Origin of the sequence: Enterococcus sp. DIV0174 (assembly GCF_050529065.1) — a bacterium.
Taxonomy (GTDB): Bacteria; Bacillota; Bacilli; order Lactobacillales; family Enterococcaceae; genus Enterococcus_B; species Enterococcus_B thailandicus.
Map to the genome: position 1 here is coordinate 327,677 of NZ_CP172881.1, position 22,609 is coordinate 350,285.

Annotated in this window: 17 protein-coding genes; 10 read left to right on the forward strand and 7 right to left on the reverse strand. The window is 36.8% G+C overall.

Annotated elements, in window-relative coordinates; translation table 11 throughout:
* Window positions 1-94 precede the first annotated feature (94 nt).
* From tdc to nhaC, 3 genes are all read left to right on the forward strand, one after another.
* Window positions 95-1,972: a tyrosine decarboxylase gene (gene tdc / locus IGJ93_RS01615; protein WP_067481452.1), complete on the forward strand. Its 1,878-nt coding sequence runs from the start codon at window positions 95-97 to the stop codon at window positions 1,970-1,972.
* Between the two features lie 262 nt (window positions 1,973-2,234).
* Window positions 2,235-3,668, forward strand: a complete 1,434-nt coding sequence (gene tyrP, locus IGJ93_RS01620; protein WP_370629925.1) for a tyrosine-tyramine antiporter — start codon at window positions 2,235-2,237, stop codon at window positions 3,666-3,668.
* Between the two features lie 79 nt (window positions 3,669-3,747).
* Window positions 3,748-5,115 carry a Na+/H+ antiporter NhaC gene (gene nhaC / locus IGJ93_RS01625; protein WP_067481448.1) on the forward strand — a complete coding sequence of 456 codons (1,368 nt, stop codon included), beginning with the start codon at window positions 3,748-3,750 and terminating at the stop codon, window positions 5,113-5,115.
* An 89-nt stretch (window positions 5,116-5,204) separates the two neighbouring features.
* Here nhaC and IGJ93_RS01630 read toward each other — a convergent pair whose 3' ends face one another.
* From IGJ93_RS01630 to IGJ93_RS01650, 5 genes are all read right to left on the reverse strand, one after another.
* Entirely contained in the window at window positions 5,205-5,477 is a 273-nt protein-coding gene (locus IGJ93_RS01630) for a SemiSWEET family transporter (RefSeq protein ID WP_067481446.1), read from the reverse strand.
* Window positions 5,478-5,757: 280 nt separating this feature from the next.
* A complete protein-coding gene (locus tag IGJ93_RS01635; RefSeq protein WP_071868611.1) occupies window positions 5,758-6,771 on the reverse strand; it encodes a LacI family DNA-binding transcriptional regulator in 1,014 nt (337 codons plus the stop codon).
* Between the two features lie 24 nt (window positions 6,772-6,795).
* The gene (locus tag IGJ93_RS01640; RefSeq protein ID WP_071868612.1) at window positions 6,796-7,803 is read right to left on the reverse strand and encodes an aldose epimerase family protein; all 1,008 of its coding nucleotides are present in this window, start codon (window positions 7,801-7,803) and stop codon (window positions 6,796-6,798) included.
* The gene (pgmB, locus tag IGJ93_RS01645) at window positions 7,796-8,461 is read right to left on the reverse strand and encodes a beta-phosphoglucomutase (protein ID WP_067481439.1); all 666 of its coding nucleotides are present in this window, start codon (window positions 8,459-8,461) and stop codon (window positions 7,796-7,798) included. The genes IGJ93_RS01640 and pgmB overlap by 8 nt, the downstream gene beginning before the upstream one ends.
* Complete coding sequence (locus IGJ93_RS01650) at window positions 8,454-10,748, reverse strand: glycoside hydrolase family 65 protein (RefSeq protein WP_067481437.1); 2,295 nt, start codon at window positions 10,746-10,748, stop codon at window positions 8,454-8,456. Before IGJ93_RS01650 ends, pgmB begins: the two co-directional genes overlap by 8 nt.
* A 291-nt stretch (window positions 10,749-11,039) precedes the next feature.
* Here IGJ93_RS01650 and IGJ93_RS01655 point away from each other — a divergent pair, with 291 nt between their 5' ends.
* The 3 genes from IGJ93_RS01655 (at window position 11,040) to IGJ93_RS01665 (ending at window position 14,796) form a co-directional block, all read left to right on the forward strand.
* Window positions 11,040-13,208: a PTS transporter subunit IIBC gene (locus tag IGJ93_RS01655; RefSeq protein ID WP_067481435.1), complete on the forward strand. Its 2,169-nt coding sequence runs from the start codon at window positions 11,040-11,042 to the stop codon at window positions 13,206-13,208.
* A gap of 36 nt (window positions 13,209-13,244) precedes the next feature.
* A complete protein-coding gene (locus IGJ93_RS01660) occupies window positions 13,245-14,075 on the forward strand; it encodes an endonuclease/exonuclease/phosphatase family protein (RefSeq protein WP_067481433.1) in 831 nt (276 codons plus the stop codon).
* A gap of 445 nt (window positions 14,076-14,520) precedes the next feature.
* Entirely contained in the window at window positions 14,521-14,796 is a 276-nt protein-coding gene (locus IGJ93_RS01665; RefSeq protein WP_067481431.1) for a hypothetical protein, read from the forward strand.
* Window positions 14,797-15,025: 229 nt separating this feature from the next.
* Here the strand turns inward: IGJ93_RS01665 and IGJ93_RS01670 are convergent, their stop codons facing one another.
* A complete protein-coding gene (locus tag IGJ93_RS01670; RefSeq protein ID WP_067481429.1) occupies window positions 15,026-16,693 on the reverse strand; it encodes a hypothetical protein in 1,668 nt (555 codons plus the stop codon).
* Between the two features lie 159 nt (window positions 16,694-16,852).
* On the opposite strand from IGJ93_RS01670, the gene IGJ93_RS01675 reads away from it, so the two are divergent.
* A complete protein-coding gene (locus IGJ93_RS01675) occupies window positions 16,853-18,007 on the forward strand; it encodes a class C sortase (protein WP_082904060.1) in 1,155 nt (384 codons plus the stop codon).
* A 165-nt stretch (window positions 18,008-18,172) separates the two neighbouring features.
* Window positions 18,173-19,687, forward strand: coding sequence for a xylulokinase (xylB, locus tag IGJ93_RS01680; protein WP_067481427.1), 1,515 nt, complete (start codon window positions 18,173-18,175; stop codon window positions 19,685-19,687).
* A gap of 107 nt (window positions 19,688-19,794) precedes the next feature.
* Here xylB and IGJ93_RS01685 read toward each other — a convergent pair whose 3' ends face one another.
* Window positions 19,795-20,268, reverse strand: a complete 474-nt coding sequence (locus IGJ93_RS01685; RefSeq protein ID WP_067481425.1) for a MerR family transcriptional regulator — start codon at window positions 20,266-20,268, stop codon at window positions 19,795-19,797.
* Window positions 20,269-20,406: 138 nt separating this feature from the next.
* On the opposite strand from IGJ93_RS01685, the gene IGJ93_RS01690 reads away from it, so the two are divergent.
* Both IGJ93_RS01690 and IGJ93_RS01695 read left to right on the forward strand, forming a co-directional pair.
* The gene (locus IGJ93_RS01690; protein ID WP_067481423.1) at window positions 20,407-21,885 is read left to right on the forward strand and encodes an MDR family MFS transporter; all 1,479 of its coding nucleotides are present in this window, start codon (window positions 20,407-20,409) and stop codon (window positions 21,883-21,885) included.
* Window positions 21,882-22,592: a DUF4811 domain-containing protein gene (locus IGJ93_RS01695; protein ID WP_218658067.1), complete on the forward strand. Its 711-nt coding sequence runs from the start codon at window positions 21,882-21,884 to the stop codon at window positions 22,590-22,592. Before IGJ93_RS01690 ends, IGJ93_RS01695 begins: the two co-directional genes overlap by 4 nt.
* The last annotated feature ends 17 nt before the right edge of the window (window positions 22,593-22,609 follow it).

Sequence of the window (22,609 nt, forward strand, 5' to 3'; positions counted from 1 at the left end):
TTATAAAATCGACTTATTTTTAGTTTACAGAATTAAAGAACAGGTGTAATGTAGGGCTCGACAAAATTTAAATATTTTTTTAGGAGGGTTTCACATGAGTGAATCATTGTCAAATGATCTAAACCTGAATGCACTATTCATTGGTGACAAAGCGGAGAACGGCCAAATCTATAAAGCTTTGTTAAATGAGTTAGTTGATGAACATTTAGGATGGCGTCAAAACTACATGCCTCAAGACATGCCTATTATTACGCCGGAAGAAAAAAGTAGTGCTAGTTTCGAGCACACTGTAAATAAAACGAAAGACGTTTTATCAGAAATTTCAGCACGTATGCGTACCCATTCTGTTCCTTGGCACAATGCCGGACGTTATTGGGGACACATGAACTCTGAAACATTAATGCCATCTTTACTAGCGTACAATTTCGCAATGTTATGGAATGGTAATAACGTTGCCTACGAATCTTCTCCAGCAACAAGTCAAATGGAAGAAGAAGTAGGACATGAATTTGCAAAATTAATGAGCTATGAAGATGGCTGGGGACACATTGTTGCCGATGGTTCTTTAGCAAACTTAGAAGGTCTTTGGTATGCTCGTAATATCAAATCTTTACCTCTTGCGATGCAAGAAGTAACACCTGAATTAGTTGCTGGTAAGAGCGATTGGGAATTAATGAACATGTCAACAGAAGAAATCATGAATCTGTTAGATAGTGTTCCAGAAAAAATTGATGATATCAAAGCTCATTCAGCACGTAGTGGTAAACATTTAACAAAATTAGGTAAATGGTTAGTGCCACAAACAAAACACTATTCATGGCTAAAAGCAGCCGATATCATCGGTGTTGGGTTAGACCAAGTTATTCCAGTACCAGTGGATCATAACTATCGCATGGATATTAACGAATTAGAAAAAATCGTTCGTGAATTAGCTGCTGAAAAAACACCAATCTTAGGTGTAGTCGGAGTTGTTGGTTCAACTGAAGAAGGCGCAATTGATAGCATTGATAAAATCGTTGCTTTGCGTCGTGTCTTAGAAAAAGAAGGAATTTACTTCTACTTGCACGTAGATGCTGCTTACGGTGGATATGGTCGCGCAATTTTCTTAGACGAAGACAACAACTTTATTCCTTTTGAAGAATTAAAAGATGTTCATGCGAAACATCATGTCTTTACTGAAAACAAAAATTATCTTTTAGAAGAAGTTCATCATGCATATGAAGCAATTTCTGAAGCTGAATCTGTAACAATTGACCCACATAAAATGGGTTATGTACCTTATTCAGCTGGTGGAATCGTTATTAAAGATATCCGCATGAGAGACGTTATTTCTTACTTTGCTACTTACGTATTTGAAAAAGGAGCAGATATTCCTGCTTTACTTGGTGCGTACATTCTTGAAGGTTCAAAAGCTGGGGCAACTGCTGCTAGTGTTTGGGCTGCTCACCATGTATTACCTTTAAACGTAACTGGTTACGGAAAATTAATGGGTGCATCAATTGAAGGGGCACATCGTTTCTTCAATTTCCTAAACAACTTGTCATTTAAAGTTGGCGATAAAGAAATCGAAGTTCATCCATTAACTTATCCAGATTTCAACATGGTTGATTATGTGTTCAAAGAAAAAGGAAATGATGATCTAGTTTCTATGAATAAATTAAACCATGACGTGTATGACTACTCTTCATATGTGAAAGGTAGCATCTATGGAAATGAGTTCTTAACTTCACATACTGATTTTGCTATTCCTGATTACGGTAACAGCCCATTACAATTTGTGAACCAACTAGGCTTCTCAGATGAAGAATGGAACCGTGCTGGAAAAGTAACAGTTTTACGCGCAAGTGTAATGACACCATATATGAATAAAGCAGAAAACTTTGAAGAATATGCTGAAAAAATTAAAGCTGCTCTTCAAGAAAAATTGGAAAAAATCTACGCAGACCAATTATTGGCAAGCGAAGCAAAATAAGTTAATCGAGATGGAGTACCCGTTTATTTCGTGAAGGTAGGAGAAGTCTGGGAATGATTGCCCAGACTTCACTTCTCCATTTCTTAGTTTTGAGGTCGTCTTTGGAGCATTGTCGTTTAAGCGATAGGCTGAAGCATGAAACCGAACTTTGAATCGATGGAATTACTTTTGTTTATTGCCAAACTTAGATTGCTTCAAAGACACTATTTTATCCAACAAATCAAGGAGAGTGTCAACCGTGAGTGAATCTAAAGTAAGTAAGATGGGTCTTGGAACCTTTATTGGTCTGACAATGGCATTGTGTGCTACAGTCCGAAGTATTCCGACTTTGGCAGCAGTAGGTTGGACGTTAATTTTTTATTCGATTTTTGCAGTTTTATTCTTTGCTGGTCCGATCTCAATGGTTTCTGGTGAACTTTCAACGATGCTTCCTCAAGAAGGCGGCCCACAGTTATGGGTAAAAACAGCTTTGGGTAGTAAATGGGGATTTGTCGTTGCTTGGTTGCTATGGGTTCAAATGTTCCCTGGTATGGTAATGGTTGCTTCAACATTAGGCCCATTGCTTGGAAATACGTTTGGGAATGTTGAACTAGGAAATAATCATTGGTTCGTATTAGCTTGTATTCTAGTTATTTATTGGGTTATTACTTTATTGAATTTAAAATTTGATATGGCAAAAGTCGGCGGAAATATCGGTGTTTGGTTAGGTGTATATATTCCCGTTGTCATTATGTTTGTGCTTGGTTTATTGGCAGCATTTAAAGTTGGTTTGGTTTCAAACGGCTATCTAGGTGCATTTTCTTGGTCAAAAGCTTTCCCAGACTTAGAACACGTGGAATCATTAAAATATCTAGCTGGTATCACTTTTATTTTTGTAGGGATTGAAATGAGCTCGGTTTATATGCCTCGCTTAAAAGATGCAACGAAAAACTATACGAAAGGTGTATTCATTGCCTTGATTGGTTTAGTTTTATTGAATGTCATCAATGCGATGTTAGTTGCTAACGTTGTTCCAAATGGAAAAATGGAGTTGGCAAACATCACACAACCAATCTTGATTGATTGCCAAATTTTAGGTTTACCAGAAGTAATCGGAAATATTTTTAGCTTCATGGTCTTTATTGGTGTGTTGTTACAATTATCTGCTTGGGTTACTGGACCATCAAAAACAATCATCCAAGTGGCCAGAGAAGGCTTTTTACCACCAAAATTTGGTTTCCACAAAGAAAACAAATATGGTGTTTCTAAAAATGTCGTGTTAACACAATCTATTGTTATTTCATTATTTGCACTTCTTTATGGTGTAATGGATGATGTTAGTGCTGTTTTCTTGACATTAACAAACGCAACTACAGTTATTTATTGTATTGTTTATGTGTTGATTGCTATTTCTTTACTTGAAATGAGAAAAAAACATCCAGAATTGAACCGACCTTATCGTATTGGTAAGTCAGGAAACTTCTTTGCTTGGGTTGTTAGTTGTATGTTGATTTTCTCAATCGTTGTCGTTGTTTTTGCTACATTAGGAACAGCAACAATGGGGGATGCATTACTTGTAACAGCTATCGCAGTTGTTATGTTTGTAATCCCATTGATCATCAATCATTTCAAGAAAGATTCTTGGAATACTGCAGTTGAAGCAAGTTTAGAAGAAAATTTAGATGAATACTCTGATCAAGTGACACATAGTCACTAATCCAGATTGTCCTACCAAGAGAATAATATTTTCGAGGTGGGACTTTTTTCATGAAAAAATAATGGAGAAGTGAGAACAAGTGAATAAAAAAAGTTCGATAAAAGAAAGTATCGCTGTGTTGGTGGTACTATTAGCAATATTAGGCGTTTTGATTATTGGGTTTCATTTGACACCACATATTCCCATCTTAATCGTTTTTATGGGTTTGTTATTTTATGGTAAAATCAGAGGCTTTTCTTGGGATGACATCCATGCAGGAATCGTGCAAGGAATCACACCGGGAATCATTCCAATTTTGATTTTTTTGTTGATTGGTGTGTTAGTTGCCTCATGGATTTTAGCAGGGACAATCCCAACAATTATGGTTTATGGCTTCCAATTGATTTCTATCCGTTTCTTTTTACCTACGGCGTTTTTGGTTTGTACAATTGTGGGGATTACAGTAGGAAGTTCGTTTACGACGATTTCAACTATCGGAATTGCTTTCTTGGGGATTGGTCATTTGTTAGGATTTTCTGACGCAATGACAACAGGGGCTGTGGTCTCTGGGGCATTCCTTGGAAACAACTGTTCACCACTATCTGATACGACAAATTTAGCGGCAGGAATTGGTGGGGTAAATCTATTTGACCACATTGCAGCGATGCGCTATACGGATTTGCCAGCGTTTATTGTGTCCTTGATCTTGTATACATTGTTAGGTCAAAATAGCCATTCGGCAGATTTATCAAATATTACTGGAATGATTGATAAGATGCAGGCGAGTTTTTGGATCTCTCCTTGGACGTTGATTCCACTAGTTATTTTATTTGGTGGTGCAATTAAAAAAATTCCAGCTATTCCAACTTTATTAGTTGGTTCTTCGGCAGCAGTTGTCTTGGCGTTTATCCATCAAAAAATAACGATTCAAAAAGTCGCAGATATCTTGATGAATGGTTATCTTGCTCAAACCTCAGATGAAAAGTTGAATACATTGCTTTCTCGAGGAGGAATTATGAGTATGCTTGGTTCTGCCAGTTTGATTTTGTTAGCTTTGGCATTAGGTGGATTGCTAATCAAGTATGAAATCGTTGGGACGATCGTTCAAACGCTGCGCGAGAAAATGGATCGACCTTCACGTTTGATTGGCTTCACAGCGTTAAGCAGCATCGGGATTAATTTGATTGTCGGTGAACAATATCTATCGATTATTTTACCGGGAGAGACCTTTAAAGAGTCGTTTGAGCAAACTGGTTTACGTAAGACCTATTTGACACGCACGTTAGCTGATGCGGGTGCTGCGGTCAATTCTTTAGTTCCATGGGGAGTTAGCGGTACGTTTATTATGGGCACGATGAAAGTTAGTGCGTTACAGTACCTACCGTTTGCTTATTTTCCGTTGTTTGCACCAATATTTACAATAGCAATTGGGTTTCTTTTGAATAAGAGAATTAAATTGAAAAAATAAAAATAATCGGCATTTAGGACATGTATTGTCCTGGATGCCGATTATTTTTGTTGAACAGATAGCTAAATAAGAACTGAATCATTTCTTTGTTATAGTGAAGTAAAGAAAGTGATAGCACCTAGAAAGATTCCTGGAACATTGGCAACGATGATAGGCCAGTCCTTTTCTTTTTTGAACGTACCGTAAATGGTCCAAATAATACAGTTGACCATTGCTACTAGAGGTTGGATAGGATTTCCCTTTGAACCAGCTAGATTATCCATGATTTGTGGGATATAGGAAACGTACATCATCACAGAAAGAACCGATGCAACACGCCCGATGTGCCCAATAATTTTTTCTCTTTTTTCTTCGTTTTCCATGTAAACACTCCTTGATTTTCACAATCGTTCTATCTAACAGTATAAAGTTTCTTGCGTTAATCGTCTAACTAAAAGAAATCAACTGTTATTGAACAGAAAAAAAGGGGGCTGAGGAAAAAGGAGTCCAAATAGAAAAAGCCTAAAATTTGTTTTTGAAAACGTTAATTTTAGGCGTTCTTTAAATTGAAAAAGGTGTTAAGAACGGCTGGTAGTTTTGTCGCAGTCTCAAAAAGCGTTAGGATGGACGTCCTAACGCTTTTTATTTTGTTCAATTATTTGGTTATTCAGCCAATGGAATGACTGTTTCTCGTTTAATTAATTTATGAGGGATTACCATGCGAACGCCACTGCTTAATTCATCATGGATGATCTCTCTTAGCTTCTGCATAGCCATTCTACCTAATTCTGAAATATCGATATCAATACTTGTTAGGTAAGGGTGCGTTAATGTTGAAAAAATCGAATTATTAAAGCTCACTACTGACAAATCATCAGGAATAGAGTAGCCATACATTTCTGCAAGCTGCATGGTACGCAGTGCAAAAATATCATCAATGACAACCAAGGCAGTCGCGTTTGTTTTCGCTAACGTATCATTAAAAGTCAGATAGTCTTCTGGCTTTTCCAAGACGACGCTAGGGAAAGTGGGGAATTGATTAAGCATCAGCGCTTTTTGGTAACCAAAATACCGCTCAAAGTATAAACTTTCATGCGTAGTATTTGTGACAAATAAGATATTTTTATGCCCATTTTGGATTAAAAATTCGGTTGCTTGTTTTCCAAGTAGTTGATTGTCGTTATCGACATAAACAATATTATTTTCATGTTGATAAGGTTGTCCAATCAAGGTAAACGGAATCTGGTTCTCGTATAAATACTCAATCACTGGATCAGCGCTATCTGAATAAACGAGAATGAAGCCATCAACTTGCTTTTGGAGGTGCATGCGTTTGACGTTCTCGAGCAAAAGCTCAAAATTTTTAGCTGTTGCAATCGCTGTTGTCATGTCATAAAGCCGAGCTTCGTCATTAATTGCTTCCATAATTTCAAGATAGAACGGATTGCCAAGTCTTTCTTTAGAATCCAGTGGGGGCAAAATAACACCAACGGCATTGGATGTCCGCTTTCCGAGATTTCTGGCAGTCATGTTTGGAACATAGCCAAGGTCATCCATCACTTTACGGACTTTTTTCTTGGTTGTTTCCGAGATGCTTGGGTGATCGTTGATTACACGCGAAACGGTTGAAGTAGCAACGCCTGCTTTTTTTGCGACATCTTTTACAGTGATAGCCATTATTTTGCCACGCCTTTCTTGTAACTATGAGGTAGTCATAAATTGATAAATTGTTTGGGTAACGCGTTCTTGACCAGGATGTAGTGTAATAGATCCCCATTCTGGAAAGTGAACGATGTCGGGTACTTCCTGTGGTTCAATAGCTAATCCGTAGTTTGAATGCATTTTCTGACCATTCAATTTAAAATCAGCATGAAAACCAGTCGTAGAAAATAATACCACACTTTTGTTAGAAGTTGCTACAGCCATCTGTCTACCTGATTGCTTTTCTTCTATAAGAAGTGAAGGTTTAGTTACTTTAGGATAACGTAATAAAAAAACATCATCCAAACCAACTGGGTAAGCATCGAGAATTTGTTTTAGCGAATTTGTTTTCTTGAAGTTTATACATAAGTCGCTTTCTTCGAGTAAATTTCCTGTGGGTAATTTGTCAGAATCTAACTCCAACATTCCTAAGGTGTTTAGCGTCAAAGAATGCGTTAAAATATCTCTTTGTCCATTACCTGAAAGATTGAAATAAGCATGGTTGGTTGGATTAGTAATGGTGGTCACGTTACTGGTTGTTTTCGTGGTCATTTCAAGCTGATTATTTTGTAAACGATACGTTACGGTAGCTTTTATTGGGCCTGGATAACCAGAAAAAGTATCTTTTAAATAAAAGACCACGCCGATTGCATCAGGTTCTTCAAAAATTTCGATGTCCCAATATTGAAAAGACCAGCCATTTGTTCCGCCGTGAATGTGATGTGTGCTATTGTTTTTTTCAAGTTGGTGATTTTTCCATTTGCCGTCGCGGATTCTCCCCGCGACAGGGCCGACAGTTGCACCAAAAAAACTTTTATCAGCTAAAACATCTTCGTAATTATCATAACTTAACAAGATGTTTTCAACGTTTCCTTCTTTGTCAGGTGCAAATATTTGATGAAGACGAGCGCCATAATTGAGAAGAACGACTGTTAAAAAGTCGTTCTTCAAAGTGATTTTTTTTAAATTGTGAGTAATTGGTGTAACGCGGATGTTCGGTTTATTCATGTTCTCGCCACACTTCTTTAAGGTAAGCTAGTGTTAATTCGGTTGTGTCAGAAACGATTGGAATATTTTCACCCAGGTCTTTCTTTTGACCAACGCCCACGGGTTGAGCGCCACTCGCCGCAATTGCTTGGATTCCAGCTCGCGCATCTTCAATACCAAGACATTCTTTTGTTGTTAAGCCTACTTCTTTAGCAGCCAGCAAAAAAATATCTGGTGCTGGCTTACCATGAGCAATTTTCTCAGGATCTGCGATTGCGTCGAAATAAGAAGTTAAGTTCATTTTTTGAAGTAAGAAAGGCCCGTTTTTACTTGCTGAAGCAAGAGCGATTTTAATCTTCGCTGTTTTCAAGTCTGTTAGTAGTTCTAAAATTCCCGGATAAACGTCTTTGGGCGTAATTGCTTGAATCATTTCCAAGTAATAATCGTTTTTTCTTTGAGCCAGCTCAGCAAATTCTTCAGCTGTAAAATCGTTCTCTTTATTTCCATAACGTAGCATTAAAGATAAAGAGTCTTCACGGCTAACACCTTTTAACTGCTCGTTGAATGAGCGATCAATTGAAATACCGATTTCTTCACCAAGTTTTTTCCAAGCGTGGTAGTGATACTCAGCTGTATCAGTAATAACACCGTCTAGGTCAAATAAAACGCCCTTAAACATTTTCATCTTCCTTTCTAAGTGATAGAGATAGTGTATTTGCTAATTCATAGGTTTTGTTATAGACAACGAAAGTTAACGGTTCACCTTCTAGTAAAGTGAAAGTGACTTGATTGTTATCAACAACAACAGAGATCAAACGATTCCGATAATTGATATGGAAAGAATAGGCTTCCCAAGTTTTAGGCAAAAATGGTGCAAAACTTAATGTTTCGTGGTCTGTTTTCATTTGCGCAAAACCTTGAACGATCGCTAACCAACTGCCGGTCATTGAAGTAATGTGAAGCCCGTCTTCGGTATCATTATTATAATTATCTAGATCTAAACGTGCAGTACGTTGGTACATTTCAACTGCTTTATCTTCCATCCCCAATTCTGCAGCCAAAATGGCATGGATGCTTGGAGAAAGAGATGACTCATGAACGGTCATTGGCTCATAAAAATCAAAATTACGACGTTTCTCTTCAGTTGTGAATTGATCATTGAAGAAATAGATTCCTTGTAAAACATCTGCCTGCTTGATGAAGCAAGAACGTAAAATTTTATCCCAAGACCAATGTTGATTCAAAGGTAAGTCATTTGGAGAAAGGGCTGTTACTGGTTGTAGATCCTTGTCTAAGAAAGTATCGTGTTGTACAAAAATTCCTAACTCTTGATCTGTCGGGAAGTACATGTTTGTGGCAATTTCTGTCCATTTCGCTAACTCTTCGTCAGAAATCGTTGCAGTCGCTTCTTTTTTGAACTCAGAATACTTTTCAGCTGTGTAACGTAAGACCCAAGCAGCAATCGTGTTCGTGTACCAGTTGTTATTGATGTTGTTTTCATATTCGTTTGGTCCAGTAACTCCATGAATCATGTATTTATTTTGTCGTTTTGAGAAGTGAACGCGATCTGCCCAAAAACGTGCGATTTCAGCTAAGACTTCTAAGCCCTCTTTTTTCAAGTATTCTTGATCGCCAGTATAATTTGTATAGTTATAAATAGCATAAGCAATCGCGCCATTTCGATGGATTTCTTCGAAAGTGATTTCCCACTCATTGTGGCATTCGACACCTGTGAAGGTAACCATTGGATAAAGTGCGCCTTTTAATCCTTGCTGTTGCGCGTTGTGAATAGCTTGTGGCAATTGGTTGTGACGATATTTCAAAAGGTTTTTTGTTACTTCTGGTTTAGCTAAAGCTAAATAAAGTGGTACAGCGTAAGCTTCAGTGTCCCAATAAGTTGCACCACCATATTTTTCGCCAGTAAATCCTTTTGGTCCGATGTTCAATCGTTGATCTTCTCCATAATAAGTTGAAAATAGTTGGAAAAGATTGAAACGGATTCCTTGCTGTGCTTCATCATCACCTTTGATGACAACGTCAGCCAGTTCCCAACGTTTTGCCCATGCTGCTGTTTGATCTGATTTTTCTTGTGCATAGGTTTGATCAAGCTGAGTAAGCATCTCGATTGCTCGTTGAACTTGTTTTTCTTTTTCGACATCGCGACTGGTTAAAACAATGACTTCTTTATCAATAGTGAACGATTCGCCAGCTTGTAATGTTTTGGTGAATGTTGCTGATAAAGTCAATTCAGTTTCTTCATATGTTGGTAAAGCTAGCTCACCATCAATTAAATGACGCATGGCAGAAGTTACAGTGAAAGTCTCAATTCCAAAGTTATTAGGGATTGTTTCGGTAGTTAAATAGCCAATCGTTTCTTTTGAACCGACTGCTATTGGCAACCAAAAATGTTCTTCATAATTACTGTCTTCATTTTGAACATCTCCGTCTAATTTTGAACGAAGCTTGATTGTACCTGTGCCTTCAAGCATTTCAACAGTCAAGTGAATAAACGCAGCTTCTTTTTTAGATATACTTAGAAAACGTTCGAAAGAAAAGCGTACTTTATTTGTGTCAGTAGTGATCGTAAATTGGCGTGATAGTAGCCCGTTCTTCATATCCAATTCTAGATAAAAATCTTCTGGCTGGTGTGTCGCTAAATCGATTGATTGGTCATCAATCAGTAAATCCATTGCGATAAAATTCACGGCGTTGATTACTTTACCGAAATATTCTGGGTAGCCGTTTTTCCACCAACCAACTCGCGTTTTGTCCGGATACCAAACCCCTGCAAGATATGTTCCTTGGTGATGGTCGCCAGAATAGCTTTCTTCAAAGTTGCCACGCATACCCATGTAACCATTTCCGATACTAGTAAGGGACTCTTGTAGACGTAGTTCATTTTTGTTTAGTTGATTCGTTTTGATTTTCCATGGGTCGATTTGAAAAAGACGTTTGATTTGTTTCATGATTTGCCTCCTAGATAATTCATATTGATACGTCCATAATAAACGCAACCGATTGCGTTAGTCAATAAAAATAATTCAAGAAATCTTTTTATTTTAAACGGAGTAAGAGAAAAGCACGGAATACTGAGCGTTTACGGTTATTTTGAAAAAATAATGTGATTAGCAGGGAAAGAGACTAATAGAAGTAGGAAAAATTTTTTTGGCACTGATTAAAAATAAAGCATTTACAAAAAATAAAACCCAAGCTATAATGGCAATGTAGCGAAACCGATTGCGTAAAGGAGAGAGAATATGAAGAAATTATTTAGTTTTGAGTTTTGGCAAAAATTCGGAAAAGCATTGATGGTTGTTGTTGCAGTGATGCCAGCTGCAGGGTTAATGATTAGTATTGGGAAGTCACTACCACTAATCAATCCAGATTTTGCACCACTAGTTACAACTGGTGGTGTAGTTGAGAGTATTGGTTGGGCAATTATTGGAAATCTACATCTTTTATTTGCATTAGCTATTGGAGGTAGTTGGGCAAAAGATCGTGCAGGCGGTGCATTTGCTGCAGGGATTTCATTTGTATTAATCAATCGAATCACTGGAGCAATTTTTGGTGTTACTACTGATATGTTGGCGAATGAAGAGGCATTTACTCATACCTTATTTGGTACAAAAATCATGGTTAAAGGTTTCTTCACTAGTGTTTTAGAATCGCCTGCTTTAAATATGGGGGTTTTTGTTGGGATTATCGCCGGATTTGTTGGTGCGATGGCTTACAATAAATATTACAATTATCGAAAATTACCTGATGCATTATCATTTTTCAATGGGAAACGTTTTGTCCCATTTGTTGTAATCTTATGGTCTACAATTGTTGCTTTGATTCTTGCTATTGTGTGGCCAAATATCCAAGCAGGGATTAATAACTTTGGTCTATGGATTGCTCAATCACAAGATAGTGCGCCAATTTTAGCACCATTCTTATACGGAACACTTGAAAGATTACTTTTACCTTTTGGTTTGCATCATATGTTAACGATTCCAATCAATTACACACAATTGGGCGGAACGTATGAAATTTTATCTGGTGCACAAGCTGGAACTCAAGTATTTGGTCAAGATCCATTATGGCTTGCTTGGGCAACGGACTTAGTCAACCTTAAAGGTGCTGGTGACACATCACAATATGCTTTTGTATTAGAAAATTGGACACCTGCACGTTTTAAAGTCGGACAAATGATTGGTTCGTCTGGTATTTTAATGGGCTTGGCTTTGGCAATGTATCGTAATGTGGATGCTGACAAACGCTCAAAATATAAATCAATGTATTTCTCAGCAGCATTGGCAGTTTTCTTGACAGGTGTGACAGAGCCACTTGAGTTCATGTTTATGTTTGCAGCAATGCCTTTATATATTGTGTATTCTTTTATCCAAGGGGCAGCTTTTGCAATGGCAGATATCTTGCCATTACGAGTACATTCTTTTGGGAATATTGAGTTATTGACACGGACACCATTAGCGATCAAGGCAGGATTAGGTGGCGATCTACTTAACTTTGTTCTGTGTGTCGTAGTGTTTGGTGTAGGAACTTATTTCTTAGCAAACTTTTTAATCAAAAAATTCAATTTTGCGACACCTGGACGTAATGGAAATTATGACAATGACGGCGGGGAAGCAACGGAAACGGCAACTACAAGTGAAGGTGTAGCAAGCGAACAAGTTATTCAAATCATTCATTTGTTAGGTGGTAAAGAAAATATTAGTGAAGTAGACGCATGTATGACTCGTTTACGTGTGAGTGTCAATGATCGCGAAAAGGTCGGAGCAGAAGATGCTTGGAAACGTGCTGGAGCAATGGGATTGATTGTAAAAGACAATGGAGTGCAAGCCGTTTATGGACCAAAAGCAGATGTTTTGAAATCTGATATTGAAGATTTGTTACAATCTGGTGCAACTATTCCTTTACCAAAAAATAATCTAGTAAGTTCAACAGAAGAACAAACGACTTTTTTAGGCAAAGAGCAAGCGATTCATGCGGTAGCAACAGGAGAACTGATTGCGCTAGAAGATGTTGGTGATCCTGTATTTTCTCAAAAAATGATGGGTGAAGGATTAGCTATTATTCCAGCACAAGAAACTGTTGTAGCACCAGTTGATGCGAAAGTCATTAGTATATTCCCAAGCAAACACGCAATGGGCTTGCAGACAACAGATGGCATTGAAATCTTAATTCATATGGGGATTGATACAGTTGAATTAACGGAAACAGCTTTTGAAGTTTTTGTTAAAGAAGGACAAACAGTTACTGCAGGAACAAAACTTGCATCGATGGATCTAGCTGTTGTCGAAAAAGCGGGTAAAGAAAAAACAATTATGGTAGTTTTTACTAACAGTGATAAAATTGAAACGTTAGAAATCCCACGTTTTGGAAATGTTCAAGCGAATGAAGTGGTTGGAACTATCCATATTTAAAGGGAAAATCTGTGGAATAAAAAAGGAGTCAGACAAATGAATTTGCTCACACTAAATACACATAGCTGGCTAGAAAAAGAGGCTGAACAAAAGTTACAACAATTAGTTGAGAAAATTATCGAAGCTGATTATGAGGTGATTGCATTACAAGAAGTGAATCAATTAGTGGATTCAGTTATTGTTTCTCAAAGTGAGCTTATTGGTTTTTGCCCAGTAAGTGGTCAAAAAGGTATTCATGAAGATAACTTTGCTTATTGTTTAGTCAAAAAGTTGGCAATGAAAGGGCGGACCTATTATTGGAGCTGGGACATGAGTCATATTGGCTATGATATTTATGAAGAAGGAAATGCTCTGCTTTCAAAAAATCCTTTGACAAGTGAAGCAATTGTTGTGTCTGAAACAAGTAATTATCAAGATTATCGAACGAGAAAACTACTGATTGGCAATACGTTATTCCAAGGAAAAGAAATTTGCGTCGTAAGTACTCACTTTTCTTGGTGGCAGGATGAAAATTCTGGCTTTGCTTTCGAATGGCATCAGTTAGAAAAACGATTATTAACAGAAACTAATCCCCTTTTCTTACTTGGTGATTTTAATAATCCAGCGCAAGAAGCAGGCTACTCACTCGTTGAAAAAAGTCCACTTGCTCTAAGAGATAGCTATTCTATAGCAAAAGTAAAGAGCGGTGAAGCAACGGTAGAGCAAGCCATTGATGGTTGGAAAGAAAATACTCGGAAACTAAGAATTGATTATATTTTTGTTCCGGCAACTAGTATTGTTGACGCACACCAAGTCGTATTTGATGGTAAAAATGCGCCAGTTGTTAGTGATCATTTTGGTGTTGAAATAGAAATTACTGAATTTTAAGCAGCACACGCGTTGATGAAATGAAACAAGAAACAATAACAAATAAACTACTGACTAGAAACCTTTGGTCGGTAGTTTTTTTGTGCGTTGTTTTTTTCGCAGAGCTAGCTTTAAGACGTTGTTTTTAGAGTATAAAACTAAGAATAATCTATGAGCATAAAGATATTTCTTTCTTCGTGTGTATGGTAAATTTAATACATAAAATAGAATATGTATGCAAAAAAATGCTCTCGAAGGACGTAGAGTAACTGTGAGTAGTGAGCATTTCAGGTTGGTTTAGTTGAGTCATAGGTTAAAGGACTTTTTATCGTTTTAAAAGAAGTTTGTCTATGTTAAACAATAACGTTTTATTTTAAGTGGAGGTTTTGCAGTAGTCAAAAGATAAAAAACTGGTAAGGCTTTGAATGAGAGGAAGCTTTCATAAATTGGAAGGAGGGAGTAGTGAATGAATAATCTATTGGTTGCTACGGATACAAAAGGTAAAGTGAAATTTTATGTTCCGGAAACAGAAGAAACGACTGATGAGTCATCTGTAGAGAGCAAGGTGGAAGAAAGTTCGGCTAGTTATCCCTCATCTAGTAAAGAAAACTTGATTGAGAGTGAAGGAAAACAATCTATCGCGTCCTTTGGAGAAAATGTTTATATTGAATTGGTCGTAGCAGGAATCATTTTGATTATTATTGCAGTTTTATTTGCTTTGGGGAGGAGACGAAGAAAATGAAGTAGTGGTTTACTTATTTCGCCACCTGACGCTGAATAAATGAGCTTCCGCCACCTATAAAATGACTGGCTTTTTACAGGATTAAACGTCGTTTTACTTGGCATAAAATTAGACGATTGACTCAAAACACCCCTATGATAGCTGAGAATGTCAGCTATCATAGGGGTGTTTTTTGATTCAGTTGTTATACATGAGAATAGTTTCTTATTTAAAAAAATTTCCTAACTGTTTATTTGCTTTTGCGGAAGGCTTTATATGCTTGATACCCAAAAAACAATAATAAGATTCCCCAAGTAACAAGGGAGACAACGAAAGAAAAATAAAAATAAAACGGTGGTGAGTAATGAACTGTTACTTTATTGATTCCTTTGTGTTGCTTAATGATTGGCGTACCAATATCAGTTAATTGATAGTCTGTAATTGTATGGCCATTTCGAACTAATTTTGTTCGATCGTAGACAATAATTGGCAGTTTTACTGTTTGGGTACCCGTGTTTTTCCACGTAACAGTTAAAGCACCGTCGGAATAGCTCTTGATATATTTTGTTTCATTATCTAGAATGTCTTGACTATAACGGTCATATTTATTTGCACTAGTTTCTTGATAGATTGGTAGATAATCTGGCGTTGTTTTTTGAAAAGCAAATAAACTAGTTTCTAAATCTTTATTAAAAAATGTTTTCCTCGTGGTAGCTTGGTCTTCAAATAAATAAGTATGTCTGCTGACAAATTTTGTTTGTTCCCACTGGGCTAAGTGACTAGAGAGTGTCTGAATAGTTTGAACAGTACAAATAATTACCAAAGATACACCGATTACCTTTAACCATTTTTGGGAATGCCAATGGCTGAAGACCAATGCAAGGAGTAGTAAGAACAGTACCGTGAAGGGCACGAAAAAACGAAAAGGGAATTGGATCAAACGAATAAAAGGGACACCCTTTGTTATCAGGGTCGTCCAAGGTACCAGACTGGTTGAGAGTAACAAGAAAAACAAACTTGTCCCAAAGAGTAATTTATCAAAGAAAGTTAACTTTTTTCGGAATAAAACTAGTAACAGAACACCTACAGCTAAAATAATAGGAAATATTCTTGGATAGTGTAACCAATAATTTCCACCGAGATTAATTGCCTTTTCACTCATGTTTTTATTAACGAACGGTGCTAAAATGTCATTTCCAGAGTACACAATTAGTAGACTAACCCAGATATTCGCAGTGAGAAGAAAGTAAAGTAAAATTGATTTTCCAAGTTGTAGTAATTGGCTTCCTCGATCGGTTTGCGAAAAAAAGAAAGCTACATAAAAAGGCACGTACATTAAAATAAGCATGATAGTTGAAAGTAAATGAATTTGAGTCATTAAAGCTATGGAAACAGCTACTTTTTTCAAAGGGAACTTTTTATTAACGATAAAATCAACGATTGGTAGTAAACATAAAGGCAAAAAGGCTGTTCCCCAGCTAGTAAACCCTTGATTGATTGTCCAATACTGTATAGAATAAGTACTCATAAAAATGACAGCAGTTGGTACAACAATCAAATCCACTATTTTTGCATACTTCAACAAAGTAATCATAGAGCAACCAGCGATCAAATACAAAATAAAATTAGAAACTATCTGATAATGGAACCAACTTCCAGAAATCAGTACAAGTAATCCTTGAAAATAAGCAAAAAATGGCCCGTAAACAGCGTTGACAATCCGGCCGCTTTGTTGGAATCCATAAACGGAAATAAAGTAATGAAAATTATGGTTTTTAATTTGCTGAGCTGTTTCATAAAAGCGATTATAATGAAACGAAGCATCTGCACCAAGAATCAGTTGGTGTGTGAACAAATGTGGAAGAATAAAAATAAACGCAATCAAGCCAATCACCATAAAAGGTCTGATTTTTTTCAAAGGGAAATCTCCTTTCAATTGAATGAATTAGTTCTATGATAAAACCAATTGAAAATGGAGGCAAGAATTTCGAAAAGAAATTGAAACAACTGTCTATTGTTGAAAAAGGTTATTAACTATGTAATGATAAATGAAAAGGGTACCAAAGGAGGCGTGTGTATGAAAAATGAAAAGCCAACTCAAAGAAAACAAAATATAAAAAAGCTATTACTGAAAATAACGATGTTATTGTTGATTCTCGTTGGGTTGCTGATAGCCCTCTACCCTTTTTATGTTGATTCTTTGAATGGATTGATTGATCAAAAGAGAATTGAACAGGCGCAAAAGAAATCTGTCGAAGAAACGAATGCCTTACAACAAAAAATGACAGCGGAGAACGAACGTTTACAAAAAAACGGGCTCAATCCTGGTGCAGATCCTTTTAAAGATGAAAAAAAGGTAGAGAGCACGCAAGCCGAATTGATTGGCAGTATCAATATTCCTAAAATCAACATCAATTTGCCACTTTACGATGAAACAACTACTGATGTTTTAGAAATTGGTGCAGGAGTTTTACAGGGAACCTCTTTTCCTACCGGCGGGAAGTCAACACATTCGGTTATTTCCGCACATTCAGGCTTACCCAATCGCTTGTTTTTTACTGATTTAGAAGAATTAAAAATTGGTGATCAGTTTATCTTAACTGTCTTAGACAAAAAATTAGCTTATCAAGTCGATGCGATTGAAGTGGTAATGCCAGATGATACTTCGTCCTTAACGATTCAAGAAGGCAGAGATCTGGTTACATTGTTAACTTGTACACCTTATATGGTTAATTCCCATCGTTTATTAGTGACGGGGTACCGCATTCCTTACAACGAAGCAGTGCAGGCAACTGAATCAAAAGGAAATCAATGGCGAGTTTTACGGTATGTTTTGATTCTGGTTGGTGTGCTTGTTGCCACGTTAGCCTTAATTTATTTAGCTTACCGTTTAGTTTATCACCATCAATTGAGTAAAAAAATATTTGATTTTTCTTTTACTGTGCTTGATACGTCTGAGGTGCCAATAACAGAAACTACTTTTCGTTTAATGCAAAAAGGACGACTCGTTTTTAGAGAGGGAGAACCTGTTGAAGCAACGAGTGATCCATTTGGACGGGTAGAATTTAAGCAATTGCCAGGTGGACAATATCAATTAGTAGATGTCTCCCATAACGACAGCAGGATTAAGTTTGGTGTGAAAAAGAAGAAGGAATCAGCTATGTTATTCATTAGTAGAAGAAAAAGAGTTAAACAGTTAGCAATTGGTAAGCGAAAATTTATCGTCGAATAAAATCAAAATAAAAAGCTGGGACAAGTGATACACACATTATTTGTTCCAGCATTTTTTTGTAAAAAAATTTACTTTTTGACACACAAAAATAAAAAAAGACGTAACTACATGATGAAGGGGATCGAAAGTTGTCAGTTAGAGAGAATAAAGAATGGAGTGTTTTTGATGGAATATGTGGTAGGGATTGATTTAGGAACGAGTTCGTTAAAGGGAATTGTGACAAATAAAGCTGGCAAGGTAATCGCTTGTGCGAGTGAGCATTATTCCTTTTTTCAGAAGCAGACTGGTTGGAGTGAACAAAATTCAGATGATTGGTTCATTGCGTTACAAAAAGTGTTAAGGAAGTTTATAGCAGAAGTAGCAAATTTTAGCGAAAATCTAAAGGGAATAAGTTTTTCAGGACAAATGCACAGCTTAGTATTATTAGATGAAAAGAAGCAGGTATTGCGTCCAGCTATCTTGTGGAATGATGTTCGCACAAGCCGAGAATGTGAACAGATTAAGGACAAACTGGGGGAACAGCTTTTAGAAATTACGAAAAATCAAGTTCTGGAGGGATTCACCCTTCCAAAACTATTATGGGTAAAGAAAAATGAACCAGAAATCTGGTCGAGAGTTCGCCATATTTTATTACCAAAAGATTATCTTAGATATCGATTAACTGGAAAAATGCACATAGATTTTTCAGATGCAGCAGGAACCTTGTTACTGGATCTCGAACGACAAGTTTGGTCAGAAGAAGTGGCAAAAAGTTTTGGCATTCCATTCACATATTTTCCACCATTAGTCGAATCATTAAAGTGTGTTGGGACGTTGTTGCCCGAGTCTTTAGGCGATGTAAAGATTAGTCCAAAAGTAAAAGTTATGGCTGGCGCGGCGGACAACGCTTGTGCAGCGTTAAGTGCGGGGATTTTTTCCTCAGAAAAAGGCTTAGTAAGTATTGGTACGTCGGGCGTATTTTTGACTTGTGGAGAGGGGCAGGAACCAGTCACTGGGGAGCTTCATTGGTTCAATCATGCAGTTCCTGCTAGCTGTTATTTGATGGGTGTTACTTTAGCGGCAGGGTATAGTTTGCAGTGGATGAAACAGACGTTTGCTCAAGAGAAGAGCTTTCCAGAAGCTTTATCAGGAATTGAAAAGGTTTTGCCAGGAGCAAATGGGTTGCTCTTTACTCCATATATTGTTGGAGAAAGGGTACCTTATCCAGATGGACAAATTAGAGGGAGCTTTTTAGGGATTGATACGAAGCATACATTTCCACATTTTATGCGTGCGGTGATAGAAGGTGTTACTTTTTCCTTGAAAGATGTTCAGGTATTGCTTGAAAAAATGCTGCGAAAAACGTTCACTGAAATTATTTCTGTGGGAGGAGGTGCTAAAAATAAAGAATGGGCACAGATTCAAGCGGATGTTTTTGATGCAGAAATTTTTGCCTTGGCTGTTGAAGAAGGACCAAGTATGGGTGCTGCAATGATTGCAGCAGTGGGTGTTGGTTGGTTTGACTCACTGGAAATTTGTGCAAAAAGCTTTGTGAGTTATCACAAAGTAGCAACACCAATCACCGAAAATGTTCGAACCTATCAAAAAATTTATTCGATTTATCAACAAGTTTATGGTCAGACAAAGGTGATAAGTCATGAATTGCGTGCATTTGACGATGAAAATGTGGAAGAAGAATAAAAAAGCAAAAAAAAAGAACCACTCACTTAATTGTGCTCAAAATAAATTGAGTTGAAGAAGAAAATGAGTGTTTCAAATTTTTGAAATTTATTTTGAGCGATCGAAGACTAAGCTTCTCTAATTAGTTCTTTAATGTCTACGTTTTCAGCTACAGGGACGATTTTGTACGTTAATTCATCTGTTTCATCATCATGGATAATATAAATTTGAGAGTCATCTTCTTTGAAATCCCCAAATGAAATCGCTGTATAACGTTGATCGAATAATTCGATTTCTTTGATACATTTTGAAAAAACTTTACGAACATGATGCATTTTTTGAATATGAGCAGTTGCTTTTTCAACAGCTTTCGTCAAAGTATATCCTTCATCTAAGTATTGTTTGATAATTTCAACCTTAGCAACTGTAGGCAAACGATATTTTCTTGGCCCAGTGGAATCGGTTTCGACAGATTGAATAAAACCTTTCGTTTCCCAATAACGCAATTGACGTGGAGAAACACCAACAAGTTCACTAAGTTCACTAATACCAACAAGTAAATGATCATTTTTTAATAGTTCTTTGAGGTGGTTATAAATCATTTTTGTCACTCCTTTTGACCTTCTTCTTTCCTTAATTATACTTTTGTTGACTTTCGTGTCAAGCATGTTGACAAATTATCTGATTAGGAATAAAGTATTCTAGTGATTTCGCAAAAATAATTAGAAAGAAGGAGACACATGAGTAAAAAACAGCCCGTAGATATTTACGGCAAACCATATAACCGCTCATTGTTAGTGGTTGTTTTACTAATTGGTACCTTTTGTACCGTATTGAATCAAACGCTGTTGACAACAGCTTTTCCTACATTGATGAAAGCTTTTGATATTACAGCTTCCGATGTACAGTGGCTAACAACCGGATTCTTATTAGTGAATGGGATCATGATCCCAATTACAGCTTGGCTGATTAACAAGTTCAGCTCAAGAAGCTTATACCTTTCAGCGATGACTGTGTTTTTAATTGGAACGATTACTTGTTATATCGCACCTAACTTTTCAACATTGTTGATTGGTCGCTTAATCCAAGCTGCAGGTGTTGGTGTTTCAATGCCATTATTGCAAAATATTATGTTATCGATATTCCCGCCAGAAAAAAGAGGTTCGGCCATGGGGATGTCTGGAATTGTTATTGGACTTGCACCAGCATTAGGACCAACATTATCCGGTTATATCATTGATAATTACCAATGGCGTGATTTATTTGGAATGATTATTCCAATCGTTCTTTTGGTTTTAGTCTTGGCAATCTTCTTGATGAAGAGCGTAATTCCGTTATCTAATCCAAGTATTGATATACTTTCAGCAATCCTATCAACAATTGGATTTGGTAGCTTGCTTTATGGATTTTCTAGTGTAGGTAATGAAGGTTGGGGAAGTGTCCAAGTAATTGGTTTCTTGATTGTTGGGATAATTTTTATTATCTTATTCTCATTACGTCAGTTACGTCTAGAACATCCATTCTTAGAGCTTCGTGTCTTTAAATCAGCAACTTTCACCATTGCAGCCATTTTAGCTGGTGTAACGAACATGGCGATGGTTGGTGCTGAAATGGTTGTTCCATTATATATTCAAAATATTCGTGGAGAATCAGCCTTCCACTCAGGATTGATGCTACTTCCAGGTGCATTGATCATGGGAGCGATGATGCCAATCACAGGGATGATTTTTGATAAGCATGGTGCGAAACGCTTAGCTATCACGGGTATGTTTATTTTAACTGCTGCCACTGCACCATTTGCATTTTTAACAGAAACAACACCAATTGTTTATATCGTGATTTTATATGCGATTCGGATGTTTGGTATTTCAATGGTTATGATGCCAGTTACAACTTCAGGAATGAATGCTTTACCAAATAATTTGATTAGCCATGGTACGGCAGTTAATAATACATTCCGTCAAATTGCAAGTTCTATTGGGACAGCGATTTTGATTAGTGTCTTGACCAATGTTACAAAAGATAATTTACCTGACAAAGAAATATTAAAAGCAACACCGTTGGCTTATAAAGATCAAGCAATCAATGCAACTTTATCTGGCTATCATGCTGCGTTTGTTGTTGCGATTATTTTTGGAATCATTGGTTTTGTCATTGCTTTCTTCTTAAAGAAAAAAGAACCACTTAAAGAACTTTCAGTGAAGGGGGATCAAGCATGATAATTGGTGTTTTAATTATTAGTTTACTTGCCTTTGCTTTGGTTAATGTTTTTGCCAAAAAAGCATGGCAAACAGTCCTTTCATTAATCTTTGGTGCCGTTTTTGTTGGAGCTTTAGGATTGATTGTAGCGAATGTTTCTAACCATTTTGGAATGGAAAGAGTGACGGAAACAACAACGAAAAAAATTGTTTCTAGTGCTGATTCGGGTGCCAATCTGCTACTTTATAAAGAACTTGGTGATGGCACTGAAAAAATCTACTTGTATAAAACCAAAGACAGTCAGAAAAAACCAACAGCTACTGGAACAGACAATGTAACGAACAAAGTAGAAACAACCACTGGAGCTGCTGAAAAAGTCACAAAAACGACTTACTGGGTATACAAGAACGACCATTATAAATTTTGGTTTAATTTAGCAGATAATAATCACGAATTTGACAAACGCGTCAATACGTTTAAGTTACCAAAAGACTGGATTACTTTAAGTACAGATCAAGCAGAAAAATTAGCTAAACTTTCCAAAGAACGTCAAGGTACCATGGAAAGTGAAGCAAAAGCTTATGTTCAGGACGGCTTGAAACAAGCGATGATGAATAATCCACAAATGAATCAATCTGAGCAAGAGGCGCTAACCAAGAAATTGACAGCTGCTTATCAACAAGAAGCATTTGCCAAATTGATTCAAGAAGTGAAAAAAAATAAATGATAAAAACAGTTGTTTGA